The following is a 13,511-nucleotide window of genomic DNA, read 5'->3' as shown; positions in this document are numbered from 1 at the left end:
GATAAAAGAAAACCCGGCGCGCCAACACCGGGTAAAAATTCATATCAGTCAGCGGCACTTGTCCGCCTCACAAACAATCATAACAGATAGGACGTTTGCTATCCATAAGCAATTTATTCCACCGTGTATTTTTCTAGGTCTTGCAATAACTCTGTTAAACGTGGAAGTTCTCTTTTCGTATCTTCTAGAAAGGATTCGTCTGTGATATGTAACTGATTGATGATCCTTTGCATCTCTTGAAGGCAGTCAGCGATATGCATTTCTTCTTCAGTAAACTGTCTGTTCATTTTCTGCTTTCTCCTTTAAAACAATAGGTACTTGATGAATAAATTAGACGCAGGAACTCTCCCCGCGCCAACTTAAGTCTAGAATAAGCTTGTGCTATGCAAAGGTTGCGTCTTCGCGTTTGGATCGATATAGGATTTAGCATTGTTAATCGCTGTAGGTGCTTCTCCGAAACCTGAAGCGATCAACTTTACTTTGCCATCGTACGTACATACATCACCAGCCGCATAAATTCCTTTAATATTTGTTTCCATTTTGGAATTTACAACAATTGAATTCTTTTGTATATCTAAGCCCCACGTTTTAATTGGACCGAGAGATGAGATGAAACCATAGTTTACGACAACAGCATCCACTTCAACCGTTTCTTTAACATCCCCATTTTCTAAAACAACAGCCGAGATCGTATCTCCATCACCGATCAACTCTTTTATTTGATAAGGTGTTTTAACAGCAACTTTTGAATTCATAAGTTGCTCAACACTATGTTCGTGTGCACGAAACTTATCGCGTCTATGGGTTAGAGTAATTTCTGGACAGATAGGTTCAAGCATTAATGACCAATCAAGAGCAGAATCTCCTCCGCCGCAAACTAATACACGTTTTCCTGCGAATGCGTTCAGATCATTCACAAAATAATGCAGGTTTTTGCCTTCGTATTGTTGAGCCGTCGCTAGTTCTAAACGACGAGGTTGAAAGGCACCTACGCCAGCCGTAATTAATACTGCTTTGCTGTAATGAACATTTTTATCTGTTGTTAATTCGAAGATTTCTTCATTCTTTTCAACGTTTTGAACGGATTCCTCTAAGACCACTGTTGGGTTGAACTGCATCGCTTGCTCTTTCAGGTTATTAACGAGATCTTGAGCAAGTACTTTGGGAAACCCGGCAACATCATATATGTACTTTTCAGGATAGAGAGCAGATAACTGACCGCCAAGTTGAGGCATGCTCTCAATGATCTTCACCTTCATCTGGCGCATGCCACCATAGAATGCAGCAAACAAGCCTGAAGGTCCTCCGCCAATAATTGTGATATCGTAAATTTCTTTTGTCATAACTTTCACCTCTTCTAGATTTATGACTGATGAACATGGAATATGTTCTGACCAGAACGTGCTATCTCTCATTTTACATTCTTGAAGGAAGCCGAAAGTCCTCTTTTTGTTTGTAGATTTTGACAATCGAAACAATGATGAGAAAGGCATACTCCACAAGAATTTGAAACATCATCATATCGAAAAAAGGGTTGAAAAAACAAGAAAAAAGGAATAAGATGAGGGTGTATGGTTAAAAAATGTCGATATTTCGAACGTTTTTTGCATTTATTTATATCTTATTACGTGAAATATATCACAATCTATTCCTTTCCATCATATTTAATGATTGAAAAGGTCAAACTAAAAAAAATGAGAACTGGAAGTGAATTTAAATGAGTAAGCCAAAAATTCTAATATTAGGCGGCGGCTACGGCGGAATCATGTCAGCTGTACGTTTACAAAAAGAGCTTGGTTCTGACGAAGCTGAGATCACATTAGTAAATAAGCACAACTATCATTACCAAACAACGTGGCTTCATGAGAACGCAGCGGGAACATTACATCATGACAAAACTCGTATCATGATCGATAACATTATCGATATGAACAAAGTGAATTTTGTTCAAGATACAGTTAAGGAAATCAAGAAAGATGAAAAGCTAGTTATCTTAGATAATCAAGAATTAACATACGACTACTTAATTATTGCGCTTGGTTCTGATCCTGAAACGTTTGGTATCCAAGGTCTTAAAGAAAATGCATTCAGCATTCGCAGCATCAACTCTGTTCGTAAAATTCGTGAGCATATTGATTATTCTTTTGCTCGTTACAATAACGAAGGACAACCTGATGAACTTATTACAATCGTAGTAGGTGGAGCTGGATTTACAGGAATTGAATTCGTTGGTGAACTTGCTGACCGTGTTCCTGAGCTTTGCCGTGAGTATGATATTCCTCGTGAAAAAGTTCGTATCGTAAACATTGAGGCTGCTCCAACAGTACTTCCTGGATTTGATGAAGAACTTGTTGAGTATGCGATCAATAACCTAGAACGTCGTGGCGTTGAATTCCTTGTAAGCACACCGATTAAAGAGTGTAATGAAGATGGTGTAATCCTTGCAAATGGGGAAGAAATCAAAGCTGCTACAATCGTTTGGACTGGTGGAGTACGTGGTAACCACCTAGTTGAAGAAGCTGGATTCGAGACGATGCGTGGACGCGTTAAAGTTGACAAAGATCTTCGCATGCCTGGTTTTGATTATATTTTTGTTGCAGGAGACTGTGCACTTATCATCGATGAGGAAGCAAACCGTCCATATCCTCCAACTGCTCAAATCGCTATTCAACAAGCTTACACAATCGGCCGTAACATCAAAGCATTGATGAACGGTGGAAAGCTTGAAGAGTTTAAACCTGATATTAAAGGTACAGTTGCGTCCCTTGGTAAAGGTGAAGCGATCGGTAAAGTTGGAAACAAGAAATTATTCGGTGCAACTGCATCTGCAATGAAAAAAGTAATTGATAACCGTTACCTGTTCTTACTTGGTGGGGTACCGATGGTTATTAAAAAAGGTAAGTTAAAACTGTTTTAATGGATAATGGTAAACTAAGAGCAGAAGCGTAAAGCTTCTGTTCTTTTTTTATTATATTAAGAAAGGGCGAGCGTGCTAAATGACGAAAAAAGACAGAGGAAACGTGTGGCTTGCAGCGGCTGGCCTACTGATCGACGAGGATGGAAAGTGGCTTGTCGTGAAAAAGAACTATGGTGGCCTTAAGGGGAAATGGTCCATACCAGCTGGCTTTGTAGATGCAGGAGAAACGGTTGACGAGGCTGCTGTTCGTGAAGTTTATGAAGAGACAGGCATCGTTGGAGAAGTTAGTACAATACTTGGTATACGCTCAGGGGTTATAAAAGAAACAATTAGTGATAATATGGTTGTGTTCTTATTGAAAAAAAAGCAGGGAGACCTTTCACAGCATTCAAATGAAATTGAAACTGCTGCTTTCATGAAGCCTGAAGAACTAAGAATAGATCCGGATACTTCTCTAATGATTCATTACTTTATAGATAAAAAAGTGAAGTTTCTAGAAGATACAATTAACCCTGGAGATGTATTTGGTTATACCACTTATAAGATTATGGATTGCAGACAAGAATAGGCTGGTTTTACATACAGAGAAAGTTTCGATCAGGGCCTTTGGTAAAGCTCTGATTTTTTTATTTTATAGAAGGAACAACAAAAATGTACGAAATATTCTGAAAATTAAAGAATGTTCATGATGATGACGCTTACATTGCAATATTTCGCTTTAAAACAGGTTTTTCAATCCTTCATTTCCTTGTTATTATTATCTGAAAATTTAAACAAAAAAGAGGGAGTGTTACAACATGAGAAAACATGCGATTCAGAAAAAACATGATCAATGTCCATACTGTGAGGGAAAAGGTTATTTTCAGCTCTTGCTTGGAGGATCTGAAACGTGTGTGGAATGCTGCGGAAGCGGCAAAAAAAGAGCTTAGAATTGTAACGCTCTCAAACACGATTGACGTATATGCCCCCGTTTAGTAAACTAACTTCAGATATATGGGGGTGTCTACATCATGGATTTGCTATTGCCGCAATTCATTATTTCAATGTTGCTGTTTATGGTTCTCTTCTTTGGAATCGGTTTCTTGTTTAACATGCTCTTACGTGCTACTTGGTTTATGGTTATTCTATACCCAATAGTCGTCATAATGATTGTAGATGACATTCGTTTTTTCGAATATTTTACAAAGCCAGGTACGAGCTTTCAATTACTTGGAAGTGATCTTTTAAATTTATCAGCATCAGATATTACGATACTTGCATTCGGATTGATCGGTGCGATTTTATCCGGAGTTGCTATTAAGATGCTTCGAGTACGCGGTTATCAGATGTTTTAAAAGCCCCTCTTATAGGGGTTTTTTTATTTGCACTTTTTTTCCTTTTATTTCAAACGGGTATACATAACAACCAGCCGGGGAAGGAATAGATAGGAGAGGAGTGGACAATTTTTGTTGATTTTAAGAAAAATTGTAAAGCGAACCACGATCGTTATCCTATTTATTTGTGCTGTATTTACAACATTTCGTTCCATTTCTGGTGTAGAGGCAGATGATCTAGCGACTTGGTTAGATGAAAAACAATCAGACAACAAGATTGTTGAAACGACACTTAATGTTTTAACAGAGTCATTAAAAACTTTGCCTACCATTTATAAGCCGAACCTGATGTTTTCATCTGCTGAGGTGAAACAGCGATCTCTTGAAGATGAGATGAACCTTACTCAATATCCTTCTGTTCATGTGACAGCAACAGGCTACACGGCAGGTCAGGAAAGTACAGGTAAGTCGAAAAGTCATCCTGCATACGGAATCACCAAATCAGGTTTAAAGGTGAGAAGAGACCTTTATTCTACCATTGCAGCAGATCCTGCAGTTTTTCCGATCGGTACGGTTCTATGGATTCCCGGATACGGATATGGAGTAGTTGCAGATACGGGATCAGCCATTAAAGGGAACAGGTTAGATCTATTTTATAACACGGTAGACGAAGTGTATAAGAAATGGGGCAAGAAAAATATTGATGTTTATATAGTCGAGCGTGGAGATGGAAAGATTACAGAGAATGAACTGAATGATCTAAACGAAGAAAAGTCCATGCAAGTGTTTAGGCAGCAATACTTATACAAATGATAAAAGCTTCAGGTTCACGTGACCTGAAGCTTCTTTATGTAGCTCTCTTCTTCCTCTGGTAGGAAAACAGGAAAATCGTTCGGATGTATAAGGCAAGCTAATCGCTTCATACCAATGATTAAGCGTGGAGATGGACGGCAGAAGAGGGACTCCTCAAGTTTGAAGATCTCAGTACGAAGATCAGCCTCCAAATGGTCCCAGCCTTCTCGCTTTTGAATATGTGAAATCTGCATCTTATCTGTTTTAACACCGACCCAAACCATTCCTATGATATCTGGTTTACGGCGAACCACGTCTTCCCATGTTGTTTGTACACTTGCCAGTTCGACGTCTTGAAACAAGTTTTCTCCCCCAGCAAGATAAGCGACCTCTGTGAGCCAATTCACTTTACCTGGCGTAAAGATGGGCTTTGGCCACCATTCAAAATATACTTTTTTTCTGTTTTTTATAGAGCTGCTTATTTTCTCGTATTGACTGATCTCATTCTTCATCCATTCACTTACCTTTATAGCTTCTGCCATCTTATTTGTTCTTTTACCAAGATCAAGCAGATCTTTTTGGATATCAGTAAGACTTTGTGGATTATAAATGACATGTGGGATCCTGCGTCGTTCCAATTCCTCTATGTTTTTCTCCATTCCAGGTACACTTAAACTGGCAAGTACAAGATCAGGCTCTAGAGATTGAAGTTTGTTCATGTCAATCGATAGATCTGGACCTAATCTCGTAAGTTCTTCGATATCCTTTGGCCAATCTGAAAAGTCATCGACTCCGATCAACTGTGAAGTTAATCCTAAATAATGCAGCAATTCGGTGTTACTTGGGCAAATTGAAATGATTCTCAAAGAGAAGAACCTCCTATGATATGAACAACCATGACAAGAGTAATGTTTGAAGAATTCCAAGAAGTCCGCCGAAGAATACTTCACTAGGACGATGTCCAAGAAGTTCTTTTAATTCTTTTCTTTGTTCTTCTACCTTTTTTTCTTGAAATCTCTCTGATTCCCTAACATGGTTTCTGAATTCTTCTACTAAGTCATTCAATACGGCTGCTTGTTCTCCTGCATGCCAACGGATACCTTTTGCATCGTACATGACGATGATTGCAAACATGGCAGCGATGGCGAAGAGAGTTGAACCCATTCCGTGTAAGGCTCCAACGGCGGTAGCTAATGAAGTAACTGCTGCTGAGTGTGAACTAGGCATTCCTCCTGTACTAATAAATAACTCCCACCTAATTTTTCTAGTATGATAAAAATGGATAGGGATTTTTAAGAATTGTGCAGAAAATACACCAAGTAAAGCTGCTATTAATGGGAAGTTCAATAGAATATCTGGCATGAGGATTATCCTTTCGATTGGGTGGTTTATAGTATGGCTGTTTTAGATAGTTGTTACCCGATTTAGGACTAGTTCAATCTTTGAGTAACATGGATTGAAGGAGGAAACAAGAATGGAGTATTTTCCGGAGGAGTATTATGAATTCTTTATTGTTTTTAACGATGGAGATTATTACACAGGTCACGACTTGTTAGAAGAAGTGTGGCTTACTGACCGCAGCAACCTGTTTATTAAAGGATTGCTCCAGATGACGGTTGCTATTTATCATTATGAATATGGAAACCTAAAAGGAGCTAGACAAATGATGAGAGTGGCTAAAGAATATCTAACTCCGTATAGACCAATTCAATGGCAGTTGAATGTGGAGAAAGTACTATTATTTATTGAACAGTGCCTTAAAGTCATCCCTGATGAACTAGACAGAGTGGAATTTGAAGAAGTTGTTCACCTGCCTGTTCTTCCAAAACTTTATTTAAATTTAGAAGAATAAAGCATCGTGAATTCGAAATATTCTAAAAGAAAGAGTATAATGAGATGCAGAGCTTTATAACGAATAAGGGGGAACTTTAACATGTTTACGATCAAACAACTTTGGAATACTAGCGAACAAGAAGAAGTCCTACTGGTCGGTTTATTTCAAGAACCAAAACTTACTGGTGTAATGGCAGATATGGATAAGGAATTAAGTGGAACAATTACTGATCTTATAAAAGAAGGGGATCTTTCAAATCGCCTAAAAAGTATAAAAAAGCTGAATACACTTGGTCAGCTCGGCACGAAAAGAGTTTATTTTGCAGGTCTAGGGAAGCGTGAGGATTTTTCTTATGACAAAGCTAGAAGCACGTTCGGAAGAGCAGTACAAGAGATCACAAAAGAAAAGAGAACACATTTTTCTGTATTGCTGGATACTTTCCATGCGGACCAGCTTTCGATCGAAAAGCTTGCCCATGCTTTTAGTGAAGCAGCGGGTACAGCAGTTTATAAGTTTGAAGACTATAAAAAGAAAACGAATGAACCACTAAAGCGGTTAGAATCTGTAACCGTTTATACAGAAAACAGTGAAGTTGAAGCTGGGTTGAAGAGTGGATTTGCTTATGCGAAAGGAATTAACTTTGCTCGAGATCTTGTGAACACACCTGCGAACCTTCTGACACCAACAGACCTTGCGGCAGAAGCGATTGATGTGGCGCTTGAATATGGCATGGAATATGAGATCCTTGAAAAAGAAGACATGGAGAAGCTGGGAATGGGAGCGATACTTGCAGTAAGTAAAGGTTCAGATCAGCTTCCTAAATTGATAACGGTAAAATATCAAGGTGGGAAAAAGGAAGATTCTTATGTTGCTTTAGTAGGAAAAGGGTTAACCTTTGATGCGGGAGGTTATTCCATTAAACCTGCTCTCAACATGCATGAGATGAAAAGCGATATGGGCGGAAGTGCAGCAGTATTGGGTGCGATGGAGGCAATCGGTCGATTGAAGCCTGAGATTAATATTATGTTTGTGATACCATCTTCAGAGAACTTGATCAACGGAGAGGCTATGAAGCCAGGAGACGTGATCACTTCACTGAGTGGAAAGACTATTGAAGTTCGAAACACGGATGCTGAAGGACGTCTCATACTAGCCGATGCGATTACGTATGCCAAGGAACAAGGGGCAAAGTATATTGTGGACGTTGCAACTTTAACTGGCGGAGTGGTCGTTGCACTAGGAGATTGTACAACTGGTGCTCTAACAAACGATGAAGAGTTCTATGAACATATTAAGCAATCTGCAGCGGATGAAGCGGAATTATTGTGGCTCCTTCCAAGTTTTCAGCCATTTAAAGATATGTTAAAAACAAGTGATGTTGCAGATCTTAACAACTCAACAGGCAGACTTGGCCATGCTATTACTGGTGGATTGTTTGTAGGTGAGTTTGCTGAAAATACGCCTTGGGTCCATTTGGATATAGCAGGTACCGCCTATTCTGGAAAATCAACAGAGTTAGGTCCTAAAGGAGCAACTGGTGTTATGGTTCGAACTCTCGTTAACTTCGTAAGAAACTTTAAAGCCTAATAGGAACGATGAAAAACTGGTTCTCGCTGTTGAGAGCCAGTTTTTGTTTTGTGTTTGACAAATCCCCTTTATCCATGTTAATTTGTTAAAGGTTTAACATATTAGTGATTTAGCGAAATAAAGCGATAAAGTTATTTAAGGAGGAAATGAAATGAATGCTGTAGTATTAGCGGTAGCTGTTATGCTAGTACTTAGCCTTTTACGTATACATGTTGTCGTAGCCTTGCTGATCGGAGCCTTAGTAGGCGGATTTGTAGCAGGAATGGGTTTAACAGAAACAATAACAGTATTTACTGAAGGGTTAGGATCAAATGCAGTCATCGCATTAAGTTATGCGTTATTAGGAAGTTTTGCCGTTGCGTTATCTCGCACAGGTCTTCCTAAACTGATGGTAGAAAAAGCAATCGTCTTGGTCGGAAAAGAAGGGGAATCTAAAAAGAAGTCATTATCAAAAGTACTTATCTTATTTATCATCCTTATGATTTCTTCATTCTCACAAAACTTAATTCCTGTTCATATTGCGATCATTCCAATTTTTATACCACCTTTGCTGCACGTTTTAAACGAACTGCAGCTTGACCGCAGGTTAGTTGCGACTGTAATTACGTTTGGATTGATAACACCATACATGTGGTTCCCAGTGGGGTTCGGAGGGATCTTTCATGAGATCCTTCAAACAAACATGAAAGATAGTGGACTATCTGTAAAGATGGATCAGATTCCTTCTGCGATGACGATTCCATCGCTAGGAATGATTGTTGGTCTATTGATCGCTGTCTTTATTACGTATCGTAGACCACGTAATTATGAAGATAGAACGACAGGAATGACAAAAACTGATGATGTATCTTATACGTCTCGTTCGATCTTTGTAGCTGTTTTAGCTATTGTGGCTACATTGTTTGTACAACTACAAACAGATTCAATGATCTTCGGAGCATTATCAGGGATAATCGTTCTGTATTTCAGTGGACAGTTAAAGTTAAATGCTTCAGATGCAATATTAACTGAAGGTATGAAAATGATGTCGTATATTGGATTTGTTATGATCTCTGCCGCTGGTTTTGCAGCCGTGATGCGCGAGACAGGGGAAGTAGAGACATTGGTTAAAGACAGTGCTGCTTTCATCGGAAACTCAACGGCTCTTGGCGTACTGTTGATGTTAGTTATCGGATTGCTCGTAACAATGGGAATCGGCTCTTCGTTCTCTACCATTCCAATCATAACCACCATTTTTGTGCCATTAGCTGGAGAATTAGGATTAAGTGTTATGGCGACAATCGCCTTGATCGGTACAGCCGCTGCTTTAGGTGATGCGGGTTCTCCTGCTTCTGATAGTACACTAGGTCCTACTTCTGGTCTGAATGTTGATAATCAGCATAATCACATCTGGGATACATGTGTACCGACCTTTTTGCATTACAACATCCCATTGATCGCTTTTGGATTTATTGCAGCGATGGTTTTATAACGATTCCATTTTGTAGAGACAGATTCTAAGAATCTGTCTCTTTTATTATTTTTATGAAAAATACACATGCTAAAAACAAGGAGGGATAGACCATGACTAAACGTAAACACTCTTGGGATGCAGCGAAGAAAAATAACTCAACACCAACTGAAAGCATGACGAATGTAGAGTTTTCTGATGAAAAATTCAGTGATGAACTTCCAAAAAGAGATACGCAAAGCCCAAGATCAAAAGGAAAGTAAAAAAAGCTGACTCCAATGAAAATCGGAGTCAGTTTTTTTTAAGAAGATTATTCGAAGAAAGTAAGTTCCGGAACCCATTGCTTCATGTGTGTTTTTATTTCTTCATAAGGCTTTTTCATAGCAGGTAAGTCTTTCATAGGATGGATCACAAATGGTTGATCTACATAAGTTGGAAGAAATTTCGGTTCAGATAATTCAATGGTTTTTTCCGGTCCTTTTTGACGTTTAGTAACTTTCAGTTGAACGATCCCGCCGATGTCCTTATATGCACGTCTTTGACCAGATAAGAAGTTACCGAGAGAATAGGCGACGAACGTTTTTGAACCATCACTTGCGATTTCCCATTTAATGGGTTGCAGTACATGTGGATGGTGACCGATGATGATGTCTCCACCGGCTTCGGTTACGACTTTCACGATGTTCTTTTGAAACTCATTTGGCATCCGTTCATATTCATTACCGAAATGAAGAGATACGACATTTACATCTGATAAAGTTCTCGCTTCTTTAATGTCCCGCTTGATCCGTTCTACTTCGATCAGATTGACAAGATGATTCTTTCCTGTTGGAACTGGAATCCCGTTCGTTCCATATGTATAGCTCAAAAAGGATACTGTAATGTCGTTCCTTTTGATCAGCCTGATATTCAGCCGATCTTTATCCGTTAAGTAAGCTCCCGTATACATCACATCAATTTGATTCCAATAATTTAAAGCACTAATGATAGCCTTTTCTCCCCGGTCAAGTGTATGGTTATTAGCTAACGTAACTAAATCTACGCCGGTTGCTTTTAACGCATCTCCAACTTCATGTGGTGAATTGAACGAGGGATAGGATGATAGACCAAGCTGGGTACCACCAATCATGGTTTCTTGGTTTGCTATCGTAATATCAGGCTCAGATAAATAGGATTTTACTAAAGAAAAGTTACGATTAAAGTCATAGCCATTTGCAGTTTTTGCTTTATTATAGACCGTATCATGAATCAAGATGTCACCGATCGCAGCAAGTGTAAGATCCGTTATTTTTTCTTCAGGTTGAGGAGTGATCGGCTCTGATTTTATTTCTTTTGGTTCGGCTCTATTTTCCTGATTCGGTATCTTTTTTTCTTCTACCATTTGTAAATCTGCGTTATTATACATATATATAAATGCGATTGTCGAAAAGAATACGACTATAATTCCTGTTAACCACCAAAGACGTTTCAGTGGTAACACCCCCTTTGTGTCTATCATAATGGAAGATGTGGGGATATGTATATGTCAAATTACTCGGTATTGAAAACGGTTCCAATTCTTGCATTCGGGAGGAAAGTACAAAATGAGACAAATCACAGCGCAAATAGTAGAACAAATGGACCAAAATGATGAACTAGCTTCTTTTAAAAAAGAGTTTTATACAAGGGATGAATCGATCTATCTCGATGGAAACTCTCTAGGACTTCTATCTAAACGTGCAGAACAGTCTTTGTTAGATGTATTAAATGACTGGAAAGAGCATGGGATAGACGGATGGATGGGTGGTAGATACCCGTGGTTTACACTTAGTGAAAAACTTGCTGAGAAGCTAGCTTTACTCGTCGGAGCAGAAGATAAAGAAGTCATTGTTACAGGTTCAACTACTGTAAATCTTCATCAATTGGTGGCTACGTTTTTTGAACCGAAGAACGGAAGAACGAAGATTTTAGCAGATGAGCTCACTTTCCCTTCTGATATTTATGGCCTACAAAGTCAGTTGAAATTAAAGGGATTAAATCCTGATACCGATCTGATCCAAGTAGGAAGCAAGAATGGTTTAACACTGGATGAACAAGATATCATCGATAAGATGACAGAGGATGTAGCTCTTATCTTACTTCCATCTGTTCTCTACAGAAGCGGGCAATTGTTAGATATAGAACGATTAACGCGTGAAGCTCACAAAAGGAATATACCGATCGGATTTGATCTTTGTCACTCGATTGGAGCTCTTCCTCATGAATTAAGTAAATGGGGAGTAGATTTTGCTTTTTGGTGCAATTACAAATATGTAAATGCTGGACCGGGCGGAGTCGGCGGCTTGTACGTCAATAAAAACCATTTTACGAAAACACCAGGGCTTTCTGGATGGTTTGGCAGCAAAAAAGAAACGCAGTTTGATATGGACCACCATTTTGATGCGGAGAATTCTGCGGGTGGTTTCCAAATTGGAACACCGCATATGCTGAGTACCGCACCATTGATCGGTTCGTTATCTATTTTTGAAGAAGCCAAGATCGATCGGATCCGAACAAAATCTTTAAAATTAACGACTCTGCTTATGGATTTGTTGAACCAAGAGATTGAAAATGAGTTTACGATCGTAAATCCACTAGATGATAAAAGAAGAGGCGGTCATGTGGCTCTTATGCACAATGACGCTGCACGAATTTGTAAAGCACTAAAAGAAAACGGCATCGTTCCAGATTTTAGAGCGCCAAACATTATTCGTTTAGCTCCAGTTGCATTGTATAATTCTTATCGCGATGTATACGAGGCAGTCCAAATTTTAAGTAAGATCATGAATAATCGTGAATATGAGAAATATGAAAATAAAAGAGAAGTCATCGCATAAGGGAGTGGTGGACTTGAAATTATATGATATATCGATGCCGCTATATAATGGGGTACCGGGTTGGCCAGGAGATACGCCATATCACTTCGATCTTGCTTGGAAGAAAGACGACTCTGGATCTGTGAACGTTGGAAAAGTGGAGATGAGTACACATATTGGTACTCATATTGATGCACCATACCATTTTTTAGATAGCGGCGAAAGAGTTGGAGGTTTGGACCTCGGATTATATATTGGCCGAGCAATGGTTATTGATGTGACGAATATGAAAGAGATAACCGCAGAGATCGTAAAAGATAAACTGCAAGCAGGTACGAAACGAGTTCTGTTTAAGACAAGATGCTGGGAAGATCGTTCCGTGTTTCCGGATGAAATAGTCGCTATATCACCAGGTGCTGTCCCATTTCTTAGGGAATGTGGAGTTGGATTGATTGGTGTGGATATGCCATCGGTCGATCCTTTGGATAGCAAAGAGCTCGATGCACATCATGCTCTTTATGAACACAACATTCATATTTTAGAAGGTCTTGTATTAGATGAAGTTCCTGAAGGGGAATATGAACTTGTTGCTCTGCCACTTTTCCTTAAAGAGGCAGACGGAAGTCCAGTGAGAGCCATACTTAGAGAACTAACTAAATAACTAGTATAAAAAGCAAACACGAAATGGCTGTGTTTGTTTTTCTTTTATGCGACGATGTCTAATGAAAACCTGCATGTTTTGAGATTTTATCTATTGTTCCTTATAATAGACAAGAGATATTTT

16 protein-coding genes are annotated in these 13,511 nt (G+C 39.0%); 11 read left to right on the top strand and 5 right to left on the bottom strand.

The genetic code is table 11. The annotated features are described in order from the left end of the window. Positions 1 to 113 precede the first annotated feature (113 nt). Positions 114 to 287: a hypothetical protein gene (locus ACNJYY_RS16750; RefSeq protein WP_416729383.1), complete on the bottom strand. Its 174-nt coding sequence runs from the start codon at positions 285 to 287 to the stop codon at positions 114 to 116. Between the two features lie 78 nt (positions 288 to 365). Continuing rightward, positions 366 to 1,343 carry an NAD(P)/FAD-dependent oxidoreductase gene (locus tag ACNJYY_RS16745; protein WP_416729382.1) on the bottom strand — a complete coding sequence of 326 codons (978 nt, stop codon included), beginning with the start codon at positions 1,341 to 1,343 and terminating at the stop codon, positions 366 to 368. A 374-nt stretch (positions 1,344 to 1,717) separates the two neighbouring features. Here ACNJYY_RS16745 and ACNJYY_RS16740 point away from each other — a divergent pair, with 374 nt between their 5' ends. The 5 genes from ACNJYY_RS16740 (at position 1,718) to ACNJYY_RS16720 (ending at position 5,043) form a co-directional block, all read left to right on the top strand. Next, on the top strand, positions 1,718 to 2,917 hold the full coding sequence (locus tag ACNJYY_RS16740) for an NAD(P)/FAD-dependent oxidoreductase (protein ID WP_066397232.1): 1,200 nt from the start codon (positions 1,718 to 1,720) through the stop codon (positions 2,915 to 2,917). Between the two features lie 79 nt (positions 2,918 to 2,996). Next, positions 2,997 to 3,485 carry an NUDIX hydrolase gene (locus ACNJYY_RS16735; RefSeq protein WP_416729381.1) on the top strand — a complete coding sequence of 163 codons (489 nt, stop codon included), beginning with the start codon at positions 2,997 to 2,999 and terminating at the stop codon, positions 3,483 to 3,485. Positions 3,486 to 3,714: 229 nt separating this feature from the next. Continuing rightward, on the top strand, positions 3,715 to 3,846 hold the full coding sequence (locus ACNJYY_RS16730; RefSeq protein ID WP_171005383.1) for a YuiA family protein: 132 nt from the start codon (positions 3,715 to 3,717) through the stop codon (positions 3,844 to 3,846). 81 nt (positions 3,847 to 3,927) lie between these two features. Next, positions 3,928 to 4,251, top strand: coding sequence for a YuiB family protein (locus ACNJYY_RS16725; RefSeq protein ID WP_191752108.1), 324 nt, complete (start codon positions 3,928 to 3,930; stop codon positions 4,249 to 4,251). 117 nt (positions 4,252 to 4,368) lie between these two features. Then, on the top strand, positions 4,369 to 5,043 hold the full coding sequence (locus tag ACNJYY_RS16720; protein ID WP_416731900.1) for a 3D domain-containing protein: 675 nt from the start codon (positions 4,369 to 4,371) through the stop codon (positions 5,041 to 5,043). Positions 5,044 to 5,057: 14 nt separating this feature from the next. Here the strand turns inward: ACNJYY_RS16720 and ACNJYY_RS16715 are convergent, their stop codons facing one another. Together ACNJYY_RS16715 and ACNJYY_RS16710 are read right to left on the bottom strand one after the other, a co-directional pair. Beyond that, positions 5,058 to 5,888 (bottom strand): cobalamin-binding protein, encoded by an 831-nt coding sequence (locus tag ACNJYY_RS16715; RefSeq protein ID WP_416729380.1) that lies wholly within the window; start codon positions 5,886 to 5,888, stop codon positions 5,058 to 5,060. 13 nt (positions 5,889 to 5,901) lie between these two features. Beyond that, positions 5,902 to 6,384, bottom strand: coding sequence for a divergent PAP2 family protein (locus ACNJYY_RS16710; RefSeq protein WP_416729379.1), 483 nt, complete (start codon positions 6,382 to 6,384; stop codon positions 5,902 to 5,904). Between the two features lie 112 nt (positions 6,385 to 6,496). Here ACNJYY_RS16710 and ACNJYY_RS16705 point away from each other — a divergent pair, with 112 nt between their 5' ends. From ACNJYY_RS16705 to ACNJYY_RS16690, 4 genes are all read left to right on the top strand, one after another. Then, entirely contained in the window at positions 6,497 to 6,874 is a 378-nt protein-coding gene (locus tag ACNJYY_RS16705) for a DUF309 domain-containing protein (protein WP_416729378.1), read from the top strand. 81 nt (positions 6,875 to 6,955) lie between these two features. Continuing rightward, complete coding sequence (locus ACNJYY_RS16700; protein ID WP_416729377.1) at positions 6,956 to 8,443, top strand: leucyl aminopeptidase; 1,488 nt, start codon at positions 6,956 to 6,958, stop codon at positions 8,441 to 8,443. A gap of 151 nt (positions 8,444 to 8,594) precedes the next feature. Then, the gene (locus ACNJYY_RS16695) at positions 8,595 to 9,914 is read left to right on the top strand and encodes a Na+/H+ antiporter family protein (protein ID WP_416729376.1); all 1,320 of its coding nucleotides are present in this window, start codon (positions 8,595 to 8,597) and stop codon (positions 9,912 to 9,914) included. Between the two features lie 92 nt (positions 9,915 to 10,006). Next, positions 10,007 to 10,156, top strand: a complete 150-nt coding sequence (locus ACNJYY_RS16690; protein WP_191752102.1) for a hypothetical protein — start codon at positions 10,007 to 10,009, stop codon at positions 10,154 to 10,156. Between the two features lie 47 nt (positions 10,157 to 10,203). Here the strand turns inward: ACNJYY_RS16690 and ACNJYY_RS16685 are convergent, their stop codons facing one another. Beyond that, complete coding sequence (locus tag ACNJYY_RS16685; protein ID WP_416729375.1) at positions 10,204 to 11,373, bottom strand: CapA family protein; 1,170 nt, start codon at positions 11,371 to 11,373, stop codon at positions 10,204 to 10,206. Between the two features lie 103 nt (positions 11,374 to 11,476). Between ACNJYY_RS16685 and kynU the strand changes: the two genes are divergently transcribed. Next, a complete protein-coding gene (gene kynU / locus ACNJYY_RS16680; protein WP_416729374.1) occupies positions 11,477 to 12,748 on the top strand; it encodes a kynureninase in 1,272 nt (423 codons plus the stop codon). Between the two features lie 13 nt (positions 12,749 to 12,761). Next, entirely contained in the window at positions 12,762 to 13,388 is a 627-nt protein-coding gene (gene kynB, locus ACNJYY_RS16675; RefSeq protein ID WP_416729373.1) for an arylformamidase, read from the top strand. The last annotated feature ends 123 nt before the right edge of the window (positions 13,389 to 13,511 follow it).

This window comes from Fictibacillus tiangongensis (assembly GCF_048083785.1).
Taxonomy (GTDB): domain Bacteria; phylum Bacillota; class Bacilli; order Bacillales; family Fictibacillaceae; genus Fictibacillus.
Note: the sequence above shows the minus strand (reverse complement) of the source record. Positions and strands in the feature narration are given on the sequence as shown.

What these genes read in the sequence shown, in the direction of transcription:
- ACNJYY_RS16710 (WP_416729379.1), bottom strand. Translation starts at nt 6,384, where the DNA reads ATGCCAGATATTCTATTGAACTTCCCATTAATAGCAGCTTTACTTGGT.
- ACNJYY_RS16745 (WP_416729382.1), bottom strand. Translation starts at nt 1,343, where the DNA reads ATGACAAAAGAAATTTACGATATCACAATTATTGGCGGAGGACCTTCA.
- ACNJYY_RS16695 (WP_416729376.1), top strand. Translation starts at nt 8,595, where the DNA reads ATGAATGCTGTAGTATTAGCGGTAGCTGTTATGCTAGTACTTAGCCTT.
- ACNJYY_RS16730 (WP_171005383.1), top strand. Translation starts at nt 3,715, where the DNA reads ATGAGAAAACATGCGATTCAGAAAAAACATGATCAATGTCCATACTGT.
- kynU (WP_416729374.1), top strand. Translation starts at nt 11,477, where the DNA reads ATGAGACAAATCACAGCGCAAATAGTAGAACAAATGGACCAAAATGAT.
- ACNJYY_RS16750 (WP_416729383.1), bottom strand. Translation starts at nt 287, where the DNA reads ATGAACAGACAGTTTACTGAAGAAGAAATGCATATCGCTGACTGCCTT.
- ACNJYY_RS16740 (WP_066397232.1), top strand. Translation starts at nt 1,718, where the DNA reads ATGAGTAAGCCAAAAATTCTAATATTAGGCGGCGGCTACGGCGGAATC.
- ACNJYY_RS16735 (WP_416729381.1), top strand. Translation starts at nt 2,997, where the DNA reads ATGACGAAAAAAGACAGAGGAAACGTGTGGCTTGCAGCGGCTGGCCTA.
- ACNJYY_RS16725 (WP_191752108.1), top strand. Translation starts at nt 3,928, where the DNA reads ATGGATTTGCTATTGCCGCAATTCATTATTTCAATGTTGCTGTTTATG.
- ACNJYY_RS16690 (WP_191752102.1), top strand. Translation starts at nt 10,007, where the DNA reads ATGACTAAACGTAAACACTCTTGGGATGCAGCGAAGAAAAATAACTCA.
- ACNJYY_RS16700 (WP_416729377.1), top strand. Translation starts at nt 6,956, where the DNA reads ATGTTTACGATCAAACAACTTTGGAATACTAGCGAACAAGAAGAAGTC.
- ACNJYY_RS16705 (WP_416729378.1), top strand. Translation starts at nt 6,497, where the DNA reads ATGGAGTATTTTCCGGAGGAGTATTATGAATTCTTTATTGTTTTTAAC.